Origin of the sequence: Stenotrophomonas sp. Y6, assembly GCF_022436665.1 — a bacterium.
Lineage (GTDB): Bacteria > Pseudomonadota > Gammaproteobacteria > Xanthomonadales > Xanthomonadaceae > Stenotrophomonas > Stenotrophomonas acidaminiphila_A.
This window is the reverse complement of record NZ_JAKUKB010000004.1, coordinates 117983-134220: the sequence shown is the minus strand read 5'-3', so window position 1 is coordinate 134220 and position 16238 is coordinate 117983. Positions and strand designations below refer to the sequence as shown.

Here is a 16238-nt window from a genome sequence, read left to right as displayed (position 1 = left end):
GGGGAGGGGGCCGGGGGCGGTCGTGGCCGGGGCTGCCGGCACGCGCCGGTCGTCGTGCCGCGCGGATGCTATTTTCCCCGCTGACAGGAAGCGCGAACGGGCGGCGGATGGGAACCAGGGGCAGCATCGACACCAGCGGACCGGCACCGGGGCGCGCGGCCGCGGCGGCCATTTGCGGCGGCCCCGCCGCGCACACGGGGGCCGTGCGATGAGGGCGTGGTGGCGTGGGCTGTTGTGCCTGCTGCTGTGCGCCGGGGTGGTGGTGCCGGCCACGGCCGAGGTGCCGGTCACCCCGCAGCCGCGCCGGCTCCGGGTGGCCGATGGGCTGCCGTCGGCCAACATCAATGCGTTCGCCGAGGACCGCCGCGGCTACATGTGGCTGGCCAGCCACGACGGACTGGCGCGCTTCGATGGCCGCAACTTCCGCATCTGGCGCGCCGAGGACGGCCTGCGCGACAACCTGATCTGGAGCCTGCACGTGGACGCCGGCAACCGGCTCTGGTTCGGCACCCAGAACGCGGGCTTGGGGATGCTGTCGGCCGATCGCCGCAGCTTCCGCTTCTTCGATCGCGAGACCTATCCGCAGATCGGCAGCAACAGCGTGTGGAGCATCGCCTCCACGCCCGATGGCAGCGTCTGGTTCGGCACCCCGAGCGCCGGCCTCCACCGGCTTGCGGTGGACGGCACCATCCAGCGTTTCATGCCGGTCCCCGGCCGGCCCGACAGCCTGCCGTCGGCGTCCATCGCCTACCTGGCGGTCACCGCCGACGGCGTGCTGTGGGTGGGCAGCAAGGGCGGGCTGGCGCGCTGGACCGGCAGTGGCTTCCAGCGCGAAGGCGAGTCGGTACTGCCCTCGCCGCGGATCAACGGCCTCAAGGTCGATGGCGGCCAGCGGCTGTGGATCGCCACCAACGGCGGGGTGGTGGTGCGCCATCGCGACGGGCGTTTCGAGCGCATGCAGTGGCCCGGTTCGGACTACGGCCACGTGCTCAACGTGCTGCAGTACGACAGCGACGGCAATTACTGGCTGGACACGCTGCAGGGCCTGGGCCGCAGCAGGGCCGGCGAGGCGGTGAGCAACGTGCCGCTGTACAGCGCCCAGGAACGCGGCATGGTCAAGCCCAACTGGAGCACCGCCTACGAGGACCGCGACGGTGGCCTGTGGTTCGCCAGCACCAATTCCGGCCTGTGGCACCTGTCGCCGAACTGGCGCCAGTTCTCGGTGCTGGCGCGGCACCTGGACGATCCGTCCTCGCTGCGCAATCCATATGCGCTGGCGATGGCCGCCTCGGCCTCCGGCGGCATCTGGGTGGTGGGCACCCGCGGTGCGCTGGACCGGCTGGATCCGGCCAGCGGCGCGGTCGAGCACCACCTGCAGCCGGTCGACGGCATCCACTGGCCGCAGTCGGTGGCCGAGGATCCGCAGGGGCGGGTCTGGATCGGCAGCCTGGACACGCTGGTGCGCTACGACCCGCGTGACGGCGCGGTACGCCGCTGGCGGCATGACGATGCGGTGGACGCGGCGATGGTCGGCGACGGCGACATCGTGCGCCTCTGCGATGGCCACGTATGGATCTATTCCGAGGACGGCGGCATCCAGCGGCGCGATGCCGAGGGCCACGTCACCCTGCACCTGGCGCCGGGCCAGCACGGCCTGCCGCAGGGGGCGCTGCAGGACATGCAATGCGGCCCCGGCGAGCGCCTTTGGCTGTCCGGCGCCACCGGCCTGTCGGCCTGGCAGCCGCAGGCCGGCGCCTTCGCGCCGGTGGCGGGCGGGCCGCAGGTGCCGGCGCATGCCTTCGACGTCGGTGCCGACGGCACGGTGTGGGTGGCGCTGCTCGGGCGGCTGGAGCGTTACCGCTGGGACGGCGGGCAACTGCGCTGGGAGGACGGCATCGGCGTCGAGCAGGGGTTCCCGATGCTGGCCGCCGGCGGGCTGGTCATCGACGGCCGCGGCATTGCCTGGGCGAGCAGCGCGCGCGGCCTGATCCGGGTGGATCCGCAACGGCGCTCGGTGCGCCTGTACGGCGTGCACGACGGGCTGCCCGGGCAGGAGTTCCGGCGCCGCGGGCTGGTGCAGGCGCGCAGCGGCCAGGTGGCCGGCGGCACCCCCGACGGCGTGGTGCTGTTCGATCCGGCGCAGGTCGGCCCGCCGGCGCGGCGGCCGCCACTGGTGATCGAGCGGATCAGCGTGCATCGCGGCGACCAGCTGTACGACCTCTCCGAGCAGCCGCTGCTGCGGATCAAGGACGGCGACCGCGACCTGCACGTGGTCGCACGCCTGCTGGCGTTCGCCGACTCCACCAACAACCAGTACCGCTTCCGCCTGAGCGGCTACGACCCGGACTGGGTCAACGCCGGCGCCAGCGGCGAGCGCGTGTTCCCGCGCCTGGCGCCGGGCAGCTACACCCTGCAGATCCAGGGCGCGGTGCCCGGCGGCGGCTGGATCGCCGCGCCCGACGTGCGGATCGAGGTCGCCCCGCCGTGGTGGCGCAGCGGCTGGGCGATGGCCGCCTATGCGCTGGCCGCGGCGCTGGCGCTGGGGATCGCGGTGCTGGCCTACCGCGCGCGCCTGCAGCGGCGCAGTGAATGGCAGCTGGCCGAACAGCGGCGCGAACTGGCCGAGCAGGCCTCCTCGGCCAAGACCCGCTTCCTGGCCACCTTCGGGCACGAAGTGCGCACGCCGATGACCGGCGTGCTGGGCATGACCGAGCTGCTGCTGGACACCCCGCTGGACGATACCCAGCGCCGCTATGCCGGTTCGATCCAGCAGGCCGGCGTCCATCTGCTGCAGCTGGTGAACGATTCGCTCGACCTGGCGCGCATCGAGGCCGGCCGGCTGGAGCTGGACAGCCGCCCGTTCGAGCTGGCGCCGCTGCTGGACGAGGTCGCCGCGCTGATCGCGCCGGTGGTGCGCAAGCGTGGCCTGGAGTTCGTGCAGGAGCCGCGGCTGCCGATGCCGGTGCGCGTGACCGGCGATCCGATGCGCCTGCGCCAGATCCTGATGAACCTGCTCGGCAACGCCGCCAAGTTCACCGGGCACGGCCAGGTCGGGCTGGGCGTGGAACTGCTGCCCGCCGGCGCCGGCATCCGCCTGGTGGTCAGCGATACCGGCCCCGGCATCACCGCCGAGCAGCAGGCGCGGCTGTTCCGCCGCTTCGAACAGGCCGAAGGACCGCAGACCGCCTCGCGCTACGGTGGCAGCGGGCTGGGCCTGGCGATCTGCCAGGAACTGGCCGCGGCCATGGGCGGCAGCATCCGCATCGACAGCCGGCTGGGGGCCGGCGCGCGCTTCATCGTCGAGCTGCCACTGGCGTGGACGCCGCTGGCCGGCGGCGATGCCGCGGCGGCGCGCGCGCCGGGGCAGGGCCCGGAAGGCAGCCTGTGCATCCTGCTGGTCGAGGACGACCCCACCGTGGCCGATGTCATCGCCGGGTTGCTGCGCGCGCGTGGCCACCAGGTGGTGCATGCGCTGCACGGGCTGGCGGCGCTGGCCGAAGTGGCGGCGTGGCCGTTCGACATCGGCCTGCTCGACCTGGACCTGCCGGCGCTCGACGGCCTCGCATTGGCGGCGCAGCTGCGCGGCCAGGGCCACCGCTTCCCGCTGGTGGCGGTGACCGCGCGTGCCGATGGTGGCGCCGAGCAGCAGGCGCGCGCGGCCGGCTTCGACGGGTTCCTGCGCAAGCCGGTGACCGGCGAGATGCTGGTGGCCGCCATCGCCGCGGCGTGGCGCCCACGCGACGCGGCACCGGCGCAGGACGCGCCGGCGGCGGCGCCGCCGGGCTGACTACTCGACCACTTCCTCGACCGCGCGCGGGTGCGGCCGGTTTTCCGGCAGTTGCCAGAACACCAGGGTCGAGCTGAGCGTGATCACGCCGACGCACACGAACGTGGCGTGCAGCGCGGCGCTGGCGCCATGCCCGGTGAGGTGGGCGCCGAAGGTGGACAGCAGGCTGCCGGCGGTGGCCGCGCCGAAGCCGGTGGCCAGCATCATCACCATCGACAGCAGGCTGTTGCCGCTGCTGGCCTGGCCGGCGTCCAGGTCGCGCAGGGTCACCGTGTTCATTACCGTGAACTGCATCGAGTTGAAGGCGCCGAACAGGGCCAGCTGCAGCAGCTGCAGCGCCAGCGGCTGGCGACCGCTGACGAACATGAAACTGGCCATCGCCAGGCCCACGCAGACGGTGTTGATCATCAGGATGCGGCGATAGCCGAAACGCTCCACCAGGGTCACCGCCAGGCGTTTGGCGGCCATGCCGGCCAGCGCCACCGGGACCATCATCATGCCCGCCGCCATCGGGCTCATGCCCAGGCCCACCTGCAGCAGCAGCGGGATCAGCAGCGGCATGGCGCCGCTGCCGATGCGCGAGAACAGGTTGCCGAGGATGCCGATGCGGAAGCTGGTGACCCGGAACAACGTCAGCGGGAACAGCGCGTCGCTGCGCCCGGCCGCGTGCAGCCAGTAGCCGGCCAGCGCGGCGATGCCGATCACCGCCAGCAGCAGCACCAGCGCATGCGCCGAGCCGAAGCCGGAGGCGCCATCCAGTGCCAGCGACAGCGCGATCATGCCGAACGCCAGCATCAGGTAGCCGGCCAGGTCGAAGTGATGCCGTTCCTGGCCGTAATGGTCGGGCATGATCCGCAGCGCGGCGAACAGCCCGGCCACGCCGATCGGCAGGTTGATCAGGAAGATCCAGTGCCAGGACGCGGCCTGCACCAGCCAGCCGCCCAGGGTCGGCCCCAGCAACGGGCCGACCAGCGCCGGGATCGCGATGAAACTCATCGCCGACAGGAACTGCTCGCGCGGCACCGAGCGCATCACCGCCAGCCGCCCCACCGGCAGCAGCAGCGCGCCGCCGATGCCCTGCAGTACGCGTGCGGCGACCAGCCAGTGCAGTGTCGGCGACAGCGCGCAGGCCAGCGAGCCCAGGGTGAACAGCACGATCGCCGCCACGAAGGTGCGGCGGGTGCCGACGCGGTCGGCGATCCAGCCCGAGGCCGGGATGAAGCTGGCCACCGCCAGCGCGTAGCTGAACACCACCGACTGCATCTGCAGCGGGCTCTCGCCCAGGCTGCGCGCCATCGCCGGCAGCGCCGTATTGACGATGGTCGAATCCAGCATCTGCATGAAGATCGCCAGCGACACCAGCCACAGCAGCGGCTTGTGCGGATCGGCGGCGGGCAGTGGGCTGGAAGGGGGCAGGGACATCAGGCGCACTCGTTGCCAGGGCGGTGCCGGCATTGTCCCGGTTCGCGCGTGCAGGCATCGCGCACGCGCGCCGCCGTGGGCCGGCGCCGCGCGCTGAGCGGGCGTGCCCGGGCCGGCCTGGCCGCGCCCGGGGCGAAGTACTCAGCGGCGGCTGAGGCGGTGCACCGCGTCCACCAGCACCGCCACGTGCTCGGGATTCATGTCCGGCGACATGCCGTGGCCGAGGTTGAACACGTGGCCCTCGCGCGAGCCGCCGTTGCCGGCGGCATAGCTGTCCAGCACCTTGCCGGCCTCGCGGGCGATGGCCTCCGGTGAGCCGTACAGCGTGGTCGGGTCCAGGTTGCCCTGCAGCGCCACCTTGCCGGCGGTGGCGCGCGCGGCGTCCTCCAGCGAAATGGTCCAGTCCACGCCCACGCCTTCGGCGCCGGTGGCGGCCAGCTCGGCCACATACTGGCCGGTGCCCTTGCCGAACAGGATCAGCGGCGTGCGCTGCGCGCCCTGGCCGCGTTCCAGCTCATGGGCGATGCGCGCCAGGTAGGGCAGCGAGAACTCGCGGTACATCGCCGGCGACAGCACCCCGCCCCAGGTGTCGAACACCTGCAGCGCCTGCGCCCCGGCCGCGCGCTGCGCCGCCAGGTAGGCGACGACCGCGTCGGTCACCACCCGCAGCAACTGGTGCAGCGCCGCCGGCGCGTTCAACGCCATCGCCTTGATCCGCGCGTAATCCTTGCTGCCGCCGCCCTCGACCATGTAGCAGGCCAGCGTCCACGGGCTGCCGGAGAAGCCGATCAGCGGCACCTTGCCGTCCAGCTCGCGGCGGATCAGCCGCACCGCGTCCATCACGTAGCCCAGCTCGGTCTCCATGTCCGGCACCGCCAGCCGGGCGATGCCCGCCGCGTCGCGCACCGGGTGGTGGAACTTCGGGCCCTCGCCCTCGGCGAAATACAGGCCCAGGCCCATCGCATCGGGCACGGTGAGGATGTCCGAGAACAGGATGGCCGCGTCCAGGTCGAACCGCTGCAGCGGCTGCAGCGTGACCTCGCAGGCGACCTCCGGGTTCTTGGCCATGGCCAGGAAGCTGCCGGCGCGGGCACGGGTGGCGCGGTATTCCGGCAGGTAGCGGCCGGCCTGGCGCATCAGCCAGACGGGCGTGCAGTCCACCGGCTCGCGGCGCAGGGCGCGCAGGAAGCGGTCGTTGCGAAGGGGGCTGGTCACGGAAAACTCCTTGGAACGTGGCCGTTGGGCCGGGGCGGCGCGCATGGCGCCGGGGCCGGTCAGGGGTGCGGCTCGCCGCTGGCGAACACCACCTGGAAACCGCGCTTGATCTGCGCGTCGCGTGCCTTCTCGAAGGCGTGGCGGGCCTCGTCCTGCTGCAGGAACAGCTCGCGGCGCAGCTGCGCGCGGCCGCCGGTCTGGCCGGTCTCGCGCAGCAGCTCCCAGCCGCCGAGCAGGTCCGGCAGCAGCGAAAGCTGCACATAGCGGGGGGATTCGTTGCCGCTGGGCGGCTGCTGCAGGTAGACGCGCATGGCGATGATTGTAGCCGGCCGCGTCGGGGCCGGGTGGCATTGCCCCGGCGCCGGCCGTGGCCTCAGCCGGCGCGCAGTACCGCCAGCACCGCGGCCTCGTCCACGTCCGCCACCACTTCGGCCCGGCCGACGCCGCGCCACAGCACCAGGCGCAGGCGCCCGGCGAGGTTCTTCTTGTCCAGGCGCATGTGCGCGAGCAGGGTCGCGGGGTCGAGCCCGGCCGGGATCGCCACCGGCAGGCCATAGGCCCGCAGCAGGTCGCGCAGCGCGTCCGCGGCGTCGCCGCCGGCCATGCCCAGCGCGGCCGACAACCGTGCCGCCAGCACCATGCCCACCGCCACCGCCTCGCCGTGGTTGAGGTTGTCGCTGCCCGGCGCGCCATAGCCCTGCGCGGTCTCGATGGCATGGCCGAAGGTGTGGCCGAAGTTGAGCAGGGCGCGCTCGCCCTTTTCCAGCGGATCGCGCGCGACGATCTCGGCCTTGTGCTCGCAGCTGCGGGCGATGGCCTGCGCCAGCGCCGCATCGTCGCCGGCCAGCAGCGCGTCGCGCTCGGCCTGCAGCCATTGGAAGAACAGCGGGTCGCGGATGCAGCCGTACTTGATCACCTCGGCCAGCCCGGCGCGCAGTTCGCGCACGGGCAGGGTGCGCAGCGCGGCGGTGTCGGCGATCACCGCGCGCGGCGGGTGGAACGCGCCCACCAGGTTCTTGCCTTGGGCGATGTCCACCGCGGTCTTGCCGCCAACCGACGAATCCACCATCGACAACAGGGTGGTGGGCAACTGCACGCAGTCCACGCCGCGCATCCAGCAGGCGGCGGCGAAGCCGGCCAGGTCGCCGACCACGCCACCGCCGAGCGCCAGCACGCAGGCGTCGCGGGTGGCACCGAGCGTGGCCAGCGCGTCGATCGCGCTGCCGAAATGGTGCAGGGTCTTGGACGCCTCGCCGGCGGGAATCAGGTACTCGCCGACCGCCAGGTCCGGGCGCGCCTGGTGCAGCGCGGCGCGCACCCGCGCCAGGTACAGCGGCGCCACGGTGTCGTCGCTGACCAGCAGCACGTGGCGGCCGCGGACGGCGCCGGCCAGCAGGTCGCCCGCGCCGAGCAGGCCGGGGCCGATGTGGATCAGGTACGGGCAGTCGCCGCCGACGGCGACGGTGCGGGGGGCATGGCTCATGCGGGGAGTTCCGGGTTCTGCCACTGCGCGGCCAGGCGCACGACCAGGTGCGCGGTGGCCTCGGCGGGGGAATAGGGATCGGTGTCGACGACCAGGTCGGCGACCTCGCGGTACAGCGGATCGCGCAGCGTGGCCATGGCCTCGAGCACCTGTTCGCGGTCCTCGCGCTGCAGCAGCGGGCGGGTCTTGTCGCGCTGCAGCCGCTGCAGCTGCGCGGCCACGCCCACGCGCAGCCACACCACGAAACCGCGCTGGCGGATCCGCTGGCGGTTGTCGGCATCGAGCACTGCGCCGCCGCCGGTCGAGACCAGCTGCCCGCCGCGTTCCAGCAGCCTGGCCAGCACGCGTTTTTCGTGCGCGCGGAAGCCGGCCTCGCCGACGTTCTCGAAGATGGCCGGGATCGACGAACCCACCTCGTCGACGATGGCCTGGTCGGCATCGACGAACGCCAGCCCGAAACGCTCGGCCAGGCGGCGGCCGATGCAGGTTTTGCCGGCGCCCATGGGGCCGACCAGGATGACGTTGGGGGCGGGATTCATTGCCGTTCGATGCTAGCACCGTGTCGGTGCGTTAACACGGTAGCAGCCAAGCTCGTCGACGCCACGAGTGGTTCGTGGTGCAACCAACGGAGGCGGACATGGCAGTGGCGAAAATCATCGAAGTCAGCGCGTCGTCCAGCGCCAGCGTCGAGGACGCGGTGCGCAGCGGCCTGAAGAAGGTGGCCGAGACGGTCAAGGGCATCCAGGGCGCGTGGATCAACGAGACCAAGGTGGTCACCGATGGCGACGGCAACATCACCGAATGGCGGGTCAACCTGCGGGTGACGTTCCTGGTCCAGTAGGTGCGGGGCTCGCCCCGCACGGCTTTCGCACATGGCGCGTGCGGGGCAAGCGCCGCACCTACGGCGTGGGCGGGGTAGGCATCGCGTCTACGACATGTGCGGGGCAAGCCCCGCACCTACGGCGCATGGGGCAAGCACCGCGCCTACGGCAGCACCCGGCGCTGCGCATCCAGCGCCACGCTGCGGTCGGCGATGTCCGGCAGGCAGCGCAGCGCCTGCCGGCTGACGCGCTCGTAGAACTGCACGAAGCGTTCGACCTGCGCCCGGTTCATGCCGGTGCGCCCGGGCGCGGCCTGCTGCAGCGCCTGCTCCTGCTGCCAGCGCCAGTTGGGCACCACCGAAAAGCCCGGCGGCTGCAGGAACCACAGCCGGTCGCAACGCTGCCACAGCGCCGGGTAGTCGCGGGCCAGCGCCTGGTTGCACCAGCGCCGCCAAGTGCCGTCCGCATCGGCGTCGCGCTCGAGCGCGTTGAGCGGTGTGCGCAGGGCGTCTTCGGCTTCCGGCGGGGTGCCCAGGAACCAGCCCTCGAACACCAGCAGGTCCAGGTGCTGGACCGGTTGCCACTGCGCCTGCGGCACGCGCTCATCGGCGAGCTTGTCGAAGCGCGGCAGCGCGAACGGCTGGCCGCCGCGGGCCGCGTCCAGGGTTGCCAGCGCCAGCGGCAGGTCGTGGGTGCCCGGGGGGCCGCGCGTGGCCAGCAGCGGATGCACGCGCCCGGCCAGGCGCTGGCGCTGGGCGCGGGTCAGGTAGACGTCGTCGATGGACAGCGCCGCCGCGCGCAACCCGCGCGCCTGCGCCAGCTCCACTACCTGCGCCGCCAGCGTGGACTTGCCGCTGCCCTGCACCCCGCTGATCGCCAGCACCGGCGTGTCGCGGCCGCTGGCCAGCGCTTCGTCCAGCGCCTGTGCGGCCAGGGCCTGCGGGAAGCGGCGTGCGGAGAAGCGGTGCGGAACGGACGACATGGCGCCACAATAGCCCAAACCCGTGCCGTCCGAAGTGGAGCCATGACCGATCTGTACGCAGAAGCGCTTTCGACCTTCGCCGAGTTGTTCGAGGAGGCCAAGGCCAGCAATGAAATCGAGCCCAGCGCGATGACCGTGGCCACGGCCGACGTCGATGGCCGGCCATCGGCGCGCACCGTGCTGCTCAAGGCCTTCGACGAGCGCGGTTTCGTGTTCTACACCCACCTGGACAGCCGCAAGGGCCGCGAGCTGCACGCCAACCGCCAGGCGGCGCTGCTGTTCCTGTGGCGCAGCCTGCGCGAGGCCGGCATCCAGGTGCGGATCGACGGCGACGCGCAACTGGTGTCCGCGGCCGAGGCCGACGCCTACTTCGCGTCGCGCCCGCGCATGAGCCAGATCGGCGCCTGGGCGTCGATGCAGTCGCAGACGCTGGGCTCGCGCGAGGAGTTCGACGAGCGCCTGCGCAACTTCGAGGCGCGTTTCGAGGGCCGCGACGTACCGCGCCCGGACGGCTGGAGCGGCATCCGCGTGGTCCCGCAGCGCATCGAGTTCTGGTACGGCGCCACCTTCCGCCTGCACGAGCGCTGGTGCTACGAGGCCGACGCCGCCGGTGCCTGGAGCAAGCGGCTGCTGTACCCGTGAGCCGGCTGCGCCTGCATCCGGTCCATCGCATCACCGTGTTCGTGCCGCCGGCGCACCTGCAGGCGCTCAAGCGCGGCATCCTCGCGGTCGACGACCTGGCCGCCGGCGGTTATGCCCAGGGCATGTGGGAGTCGGCACCGGGGCGGGAACAGTTCCGCGTGCTGCCCGGTACCGCCTGCGTGGTGGGCGAGGTCGGCGAGCTGGTGAGCGAACCCACCGTGCGGCTGGAGTTCTGCCTGCCGCGCGGCGTGCCGGGTGACCGCGAACGGCTGCAGCGGGTACTCGACCACGGCATTGCCGCGCACCACCCGTGGACCAGCCCGGCGGTGTTCGTCGAGGCGCTGGAGTTCGCCGCGCCATGACCGGGCCACGCCGCATCGTCTGCCTGACCGAGGAGCCGACCGAGACCCTGTACGCGCTGGGCCAGCAGGACCGCATCGTCGGCATCAGCGGTTTCACCGTGCGCCCGCCGCAGGCGCGCCGCGACAAGCCCAAGGTCAGTGCCTTCACCAGCGCCAAGGTGGAGGAGATCCTCGCGCTGCGGCCCGACCTGGCGATCGGCTTTTCCGACATCCAGGCCGATATCGCCGCCGAACTGATCCGCCGCGGGGTGGAGGTGTGGATCGCCAACCACCGCAGCGTCGCCGGCATCCTCGATTACATCCGCCGGCTCGGCGCACTGGTCGGCGTGGCCGCGCGCGCCGACGCCTATGCCGGCGAGCTGCAGCGCGGGCTGGACGCCATCGCCACGCAGGCGGCGCGGTTGCCGCGGCGGCCGCGGGTCTATGTCGAAGAGTGGGACGAACCGATCATCACCGGCATCCAGTGGGGCGCGGAGCTGGTGGAGATCGCCGGCGGCATCGACGTGTTTCCCGAGCTGTCGCGCGAGCCCCTGGCCAGGGCGCGGATCCTCGCCGATGGCGCGCCGGTGATCGCGCGCGACCCGGAGATCATCATCGGCTCGTGGTGCGGCAAGAAATTCCGCCCCGAGCGGGTGGCCGCGCGCCCGGGCTGGGCGGCGATCCAGGCGGTGCGCGACGGCGAGCTGCACGAGATCAAGTCGCCGCTGATCCTGCAGCCCGGGCCGGCGGCGCTGACCGACGGCGTGCAGGCGATTGCCGCCATCATCCAGCGCTGGGCGCAGCGTCACGCGTAGGTGCGGGGCTTGCCCCGCACGGGCTTTACCGACGGGGCACCAGGTGGGGCAAGCCCCCATCGCGGCCCGTCTTCCTGCCGGCATCAAGCAAGGGGCTGCGGCGCTGACCGGCAGCGTGCAGGCGACCGCCGCCATCATCCAGCGCTGGGCACAGCGTCAAGCGCAGGTGCGGGGCTTGCCCCGCACGGGCTTTACCGATGGAGCACCAGGTGGGGCAAGCCCCACCGCGGCCCGTCTTCCTGCCGGCATCAAACAGGGGGCCGTGGCGCTGACCGACGGCATGCAGGCAATCGCCGCCATCATCCAGCGCTGGGCGCAGCGTCACGCGTAGGTGCGGGGCTTGCCCCGCACGGGCTTTACCGACGGGCACCAGGCGGGGCAAGCCCCCATCGCGGCCCGTCTTCCTGCCGGCATCAAGCAGGGGGTCGTGGCGCTGACCGACGGCGTGCAGGCGATCGCCGCCATCATCCAGCGCTGGGCGCAGCGTCACGCGTAGGTGCGGGGCTTGCCCCGCACGGGCTTTACCGACGGGGCACCAGGCGGGGCAAGCCCCTGTCGCGGCCCGTCTTCCTGCCGGCATCAAACAGGGGGCCGTGGCGCTGACCGACGGCGTGCAGGCGATTGCCGCCATCATCCAGCGCTGGGCGCAGCGTCACGCGTAGGTGCGGGGCTTGCCCCGCACGGGCTTTACCGACGGGGCACCAGGCGGGGCAAGCCCCCACCGCGGCCCGTCTTCCTGCCGGCATCAAGCTGCGGGTCCGGCCTCACGGTTTCAGGCCGCTGGCTTCATCGCCCAGCCTGTTCTCCAGATTGGCGCGCCCGCTCTGGGCGTAGCGCTTGCATGCCCCGGCGTCGACCAGCGGTTTGCCGCCCGTGCCCCGCAGGCGCGCGAACAGGTCACTGGCCAGCGGGTGCGGCGTGATCTGGATGTCGCAGGGCAGGGCGGCGAGGGTGTCCAGGCCGCGGCGGAAGGCGGCGACCATCGCCGGATGGTCGCTGTAGCGGTACTGGTGGTCGGACAGTGCGCTGACGCTGTCGGTGTAGGCCAGGTCCAGGCAGCGCGTGCCTTCGCAGCTGCGCCAGGTCCAACTGGTGCCGCCCGGGGTGTGGCCGGGGGTGGCGTGTGCGACGAGCGCCAGCGCGCCGACCCGTACGCTGTCGCCGTCGGCCAGCGTGCGCACCACCGGCACCGCCGGAAAGCCGGTGTCGAATTCCAGTTGCTGCGGGTCGCTGCGGTCGCTCACCCCGGTATGCAGCGTGTTGACCGCCGGCGCGCGCGCCAGCAGCGGCGCGCCCGTCACCTGCTGCAGGTAGGCCAGGCCGGCCGCGTGGTCGTAGTGTTCATGCGAATTGAGCAGGTACTTGACGTCGCCGGGGTCGAAGCCCAGGGCGCGGATGTTGGCTTCGATCAACGGCCCGGCCGGCGCGGTGGCGCCGTCGATGAGCACGTGGCCCTGGTCGGAGGTGACCAGCAGCGCGGTGAGGCCGCAGGTGCCCACGTACCAGGTGTTGCCGAAGATGCGGCGCGGCGGCGCGGGTTCATTCCAGTCGTCCATGGCGCTGTCGCTGGGCGGGCAGTCGCGCGCGCCGGGGGCGGTGGACGTCGCCGGCGCGGCGTGGGTGGCGGGGAGGGCGGCCGCCACATGCGCCGGCGCGCGTGGCGGCGTTGCAGGGCAGCCGGCCAGCAGCGCCAGGCCAAGCGCGGGTACGGCAAGGCGGCAGGGCCGCCGCAGGACTGGGGGCATCACGGTCATCTGCAGGTTGGAAAGCGCTGCCGCAGGATAGGCAGGCCGCGCGCGCGCGACCAACGCGAATAAGCTGCGGCAGGCATGAGCTGCCTGCATGCCTGGGTGCCTTCGCCGCGGTCAGCGCCCCGGCGCCAGCCCGGTGTAGCGTGCGCGCGGGCGGATCAGCGTGCCCAGTGCCTGCTGTTCCAGCGCGTGCGCCAGCCAGCCGGTCAGGCGCGCGGCGGCGAACATCACCAGCGCATGCGCGCCGGGCAGGCCGTGCACGTAGCAGATCGCCGCCAGCAGGCCGTCGATGTTCGGGTGCTGGCCGCTGTGTTCGGCGGTGGCCGCCAGCACCGCCTCGACGTGGCGCATGCGCGGCTGCCCGCCGCACAGCGCGCGCAGCTGGCGCAGCATCTCGCCGCCGCGCGGGTCGCCATCGGGATAGAGCAGGTGGTTGAAGCCGGGCAGTTCGTCGCCGCGGCGCCAGCGTTCGGCGATGAACGCCGCCGGCGCGCCGCTGGCCTCGGCATCGAGCAGCAGCGCATGCGCGCGCGCGGTGGCACCGCCATGGCGCGGCCCGGACAGCGCGGCCAGGCCGGCGCTGACGGTGGCGTGCAGGTGCGCGCCGGTGGAGGCGACCACGCGCGCGGCGAACGCCGACACGTTCAGCTCGTGGTCGGCGCACAGCACCAGCGCCGAGCGCACCAGTTCGGCGAAGCCGGCATCGCCGGGTTGCCACGCATCGGCCAGCAGGCGGTGCACCGGGCGCGCGTCGGGCTGCACTCCCACCAGCAGCGCGGCGTTCTGCCGCAGCAGCATCGCCGCCACCTCGCGCCGCACCGGCGCGGCGGCGTTGAGCGATTGCCGCTGTTCCAGCGCCAGCAGCGGGATGCAGGCCATGGTCCGTTCCAGCGGCGGCAGCGCTGCGTCCAGCGCCAGCGCCGCCACCCGCGGCGGCCACGCCGGCGGTGGCGCCGCGGCGAACGGATCCTGTTCCTCGCAGTCCCACAGCAGCCGCGCGATGTCTTCCAGGGTGGCGCCGCCGCGCGCCGCCGCCACTGCCGAGCGGCCGCGGTAGTACGGCGCGTCCGGGCGGATCAGCGAGATCCGCGTTTCCAGCACCGGCAGGCCGCGGTCCAGGCTCTGCGCCGCGCCACGCGCCGCGCCGCGGCCGGCGCGCTTGCGCTGCGCCAGCCGCTCCACCTCGGCGCGCAGGTAGACCCGGCTGCGCGGGTCCGGCCCGGGCCGCGAACTGAGCTGGCCGCGGCTGACATAGGCGTACAGCGTGGCCGGGCTGATCCCGAGCAGGGCGCAGGCGTCGCTGGCGGGGATCAGTTCGGGGTCGGCGGGTTCGGTCATGGGCTCGATATGTTGATTGTTTGAATCAAGATTGATCAATGGTTTGGATGGTGCCAGATTGTGCGCCATCGCGGAACGGCGCTCTCGCCGCCGCCATACCAGGAGTCCCGCCATGTCCGTTTCCTCCGCCGGCGCCGCGTTCCGCGCCGCCCTGGCCGCCGAAAAGCCCCTGCAGGTGATCGGTGCGATCAACGCCAACCACGCGCTGCTCGCCAAGCGCGCCGGCTACAAGGCCATCTACCTGTCCGGCGGCGGCGTCGCGGCCGGCTCGCTGGGGCTGCCGGACCTGGGCATCAACACCCTGGAAGACGTGTTGATCGACGTGCGCCGCATCACCGACGTGTGCGACCTGCCGCTGCTGGTGGACATCGACACCGGCTTCGGCCCGAGCGCGTTCAACATCGCGCGCACGGTGAAGTCGCTGATCAAGGCCGGCGCCGCCGCCTGCCACATCGAAGACCAGGTCGGCGCCAAGCGCTGCGGCCACCGCCCGGGCAAGGAAATCGTGTCGCAGGGCGAGATGGTGGACCGGGTCAAGGCCGCCGCCGACGCCAGGACCGACCCGGACTTCTTCCTGATCGCCCGCACCGACGCCATCCAGATGGAAGGCGTGGACGCGGCCATCGAGCGCGCCATCGCCTGCGTCGAGGCCGGTGCCGACGGCATCTTCGCCGAGGCCGCCTACGACCTGGACACCTACCGCCGCTTCGTCGACGCGGTGAAGGTGCCGGTGCTGGCCAACATCACCGAGTTCGGCAAGACCCCGCTGTTCAGCCGCGACGAGCTGGCCACGGCCGGCGTCGCCATCCAGCTGTTCCCGCTGTCGGCGTTCCGCGCCGCCAACAAGGCCGCCGAGAACGTGTACGAGGCGATCCGCCGCGACGGCCACCAGCGTGGCGTGGTCGATGCCATGCAGACCCGCGAGGAGCTGTACGACCGCATCGGCTACCACGCCTTCGAGGCGCAGCTGGACAAGGTATTCGCGCAGAAGGGCGCATGATGGCCGTCCCTGCGGCCACCTGATACCCGCCATGGCGACCCCGTCCTCCCACCGCACCCGCGTCGACCGCCGCGATACCGCGCGGCGCCTGCTGCAGCGCGACCTGGAACAGCTCACGCCCGAGGAACGGGTGGTGGTCGAACGCTTCATCTCCGGCGGGCGGGTCTCGCGCAACGTGCGCCGCGAACTGCACGAGTCGCGCACGCTGGGCGAGCGGGTCGCCGACCGCGTCGCCGAAGTCGGCGGCAGCTGGACCTTCATCCTGTGCTTCGGCGTGGTGCTGGTGGTGTGGATGGTGGTCAACAGTTTCCTGTTGGCCCGGGCGTTCGACCCGTACCCCTACATCCTGCTCAACCTGGTGCTGTCGTGCCTGGCCGCGGTGCAGGCGCCGATCATCATGATGAGCCAGAACCGGCAGGCGGCGGTGGACCGCATGCGTGCCGAGAACGACTACCAGGTCAACGTGAAAGCGGAGCTGGAAGTGCTGCAGATCCACGAGAAGCTGGACCTGCTGCGCACCCGCGAATGGGCGCTGCTGGTGGAACAGCAGAACCGCCAGATCGAAATGCTGCAGCGGTTGCTGGAACGCGCCACCACGGCGCCCGGCGACGAGCCGCAGAAACAACCGTAAACCTTCCCTC

The 16238-nt window shown here is 72.5% G+C and carries 17 protein-coding genes; 9 read left to right on the top strand and 8 right to left on the bottom strand.

All coding sequences use genetic code 11. From position 1 onward, the window contains the following. Window positions 1-208: 208 nt before the first annotated feature. The gene (locus MKP15_RS06405) at window positions 209-3787 is read left to right on the top strand and encodes an ATP-binding protein (protein ID WP_240212151.1); all 3579 of its coding nucleotides are present in this window, start codon (window positions 209-211) and stop codon (window positions 3785-3787) included. Here MKP15_RS06405 and mdtD read toward each other — a convergent pair whose 3' ends face one another. The 5 genes from mdtD to MKP15_RS06380 all read right to left on the bottom strand — a co-directional run bounded on the left by mdtD (window position 3788) and on the right by MKP15_RS06380 (window position 8446). Then, the gene (gene mdtD, locus MKP15_RS06400; RefSeq protein ID WP_240212150.1) at window positions 3788-5209 is read right to left on the bottom strand and encodes a multidrug transporter subunit MdtD; all 1422 of its coding nucleotides are present in this window, start codon (window positions 5207-5209) and stop codon (window positions 3788-3790) included. A 141-nt stretch (window positions 5210-5350) separates the two neighbouring features. Next, window positions 5351-6469, bottom strand: coding sequence for a uroporphyrinogen decarboxylase (gene hemE, locus MKP15_RS06395; protein ID WP_240212149.1), 1119 nt, complete (start codon window positions 6467-6469; stop codon window positions 5351-5353). Window positions 6470-6483: 14 nt separating this feature from the next. After that, the gene (locus MKP15_RS06390; protein WP_054667062.1) at window positions 6484-6735 is read right to left on the bottom strand and encodes a WGR domain-containing protein; all 252 of its coding nucleotides are present in this window, start codon (window positions 6733-6735) and stop codon (window positions 6484-6486) included. Window positions 6736-6797: 62 nt separating this feature from the next. After that, on the bottom strand, window positions 6798-7907 hold the full coding sequence (gene aroB / locus MKP15_RS06385) for a 3-dehydroquinate synthase (protein WP_240212148.1): 1110 nt from the start codon (window positions 7905-7907) through the stop codon (window positions 6798-6800). Beyond that, window positions 7904-8446, bottom strand: a complete 543-nt coding sequence (locus tag MKP15_RS06380) for a shikimate kinase (protein WP_104939305.1) — start codon at window positions 8444-8446, stop codon at window positions 7904-7906. Before MKP15_RS06380 ends, aroB begins: the two co-directional genes overlap by 4 nt. Before the next feature lie 98 nt (window positions 8447-8544). On the opposite strand from MKP15_RS06380, the gene MKP15_RS06375 reads away from it, so the two are divergent. Beyond that, window positions 8545-8748: a dodecin domain-containing protein gene (locus MKP15_RS06375; protein WP_054667057.1), complete on the top strand. Its 204-nt coding sequence runs from the start codon at window positions 8545-8547 to the stop codon at window positions 8746-8748. Window positions 8749-8891: 143 nt separating this feature from the next. On the opposite strand, the gene MKP15_RS06370 is transcribed toward MKP15_RS06375, so the two are convergent. Further along, window positions 8892-9710, bottom strand: a complete 819-nt coding sequence (locus MKP15_RS06370) for a kinase (protein ID WP_161613495.1) — start codon at window positions 9708-9710, stop codon at window positions 8892-8894. Window positions 9711-9752: 42 nt separating this feature from the next. Here MKP15_RS06370 and pdxH point away from each other — a divergent pair, with 42 nt between their 5' ends. From pdxH to MKP15_RS06345, 5 genes are read left to right on the top strand one after another with little or no spacing between them, the layout of a single operon-like run. Continuing rightward, window positions 9753-10352 carry a pyridoxamine 5'-phosphate oxidase gene (gene pdxH / locus MKP15_RS06365; protein WP_161613494.1) on the top strand — a complete coding sequence of 200 codons (600 nt, stop codon included), beginning with the start codon at window positions 9753-9755 and terminating at the stop codon, window positions 10350-10352. Then, window positions 10349-10714, top strand: a complete 366-nt coding sequence (locus MKP15_RS06360) for a hypothetical protein (protein ID WP_240212147.1) — start codon at window positions 10349-10351, stop codon at window positions 10712-10714. The genes pdxH and MKP15_RS06360 overlap by 4 nt, the downstream gene beginning before the upstream one ends. Next, entirely contained in the window at window positions 10711-11508 is a 798-nt protein-coding gene (locus MKP15_RS06355; protein ID WP_161613493.1) for a cobalamin-binding protein, read from the top strand. The genes MKP15_RS06360 and MKP15_RS06355 overlap by 4 nt, the downstream gene beginning before the upstream one ends. A 43-nt stretch (window positions 11509-11551) precedes the next feature. Then, window positions 11552-11839, top strand: coding sequence for a hypothetical protein (locus MKP15_RS06350; protein ID WP_240212146.1), 288 nt, complete (start codon window positions 11552-11554; stop codon window positions 11837-11839). 9 nt (window positions 11840-11848) lie between these two features. Beyond that, on the top strand, window positions 11849-12004 hold the full coding sequence (locus MKP15_RS06345) for a hypothetical protein (RefSeq protein WP_240212145.1): 156 nt from the start codon (window positions 11849-11851) through the stop codon (window positions 12002-12004). A 268-nt stretch (window positions 12005-12272) separates the two neighbouring features. Here MKP15_RS06345 and bla read toward each other — a convergent pair whose 3' ends face one another. Next, on the bottom strand, window positions 12273-13253 hold the full coding sequence (gene bla / locus MKP15_RS06340) for a subclass B3 metallo-beta-lactamase (protein ID WP_240212144.1): 981 nt from the start codon (window positions 13251-13253) through the stop codon (window positions 12273-12275). A 120-nt stretch (window positions 13254-13373) separates the two neighbouring features. Next, window positions 13374-14597 carry a citrate synthase family protein gene (locus MKP15_RS06335; RefSeq protein ID WP_161613491.1) on the bottom strand — a complete coding sequence of 408 codons (1224 nt, stop codon included), beginning with the start codon at window positions 14595-14597 and terminating at the stop codon, window positions 13374-13376. 112 nt (window positions 14598-14709) lie between these two features. Between MKP15_RS06335 and prpB the strand changes: the two genes are divergently transcribed. Further along, window positions 14710-15597 (top strand): methylisocitrate lyase, encoded by an 888-nt coding sequence (gene prpB / locus MKP15_RS06330; protein ID WP_104939299.1) that lies wholly within the window; start codon window positions 14710-14712, stop codon window positions 15595-15597. 31 nt (window positions 15598-15628) lie between these two features. Further along, window positions 15629-16228: a DUF1003 domain-containing protein gene (locus tag MKP15_RS06325; RefSeq protein ID WP_104939298.1), complete on the top strand. Its 600-nt coding sequence runs from the start codon at window positions 15629-15631 to the stop codon at window positions 16226-16228. The last annotated feature ends 10 nt before the right edge of the window (window positions 16229-16238 follow it).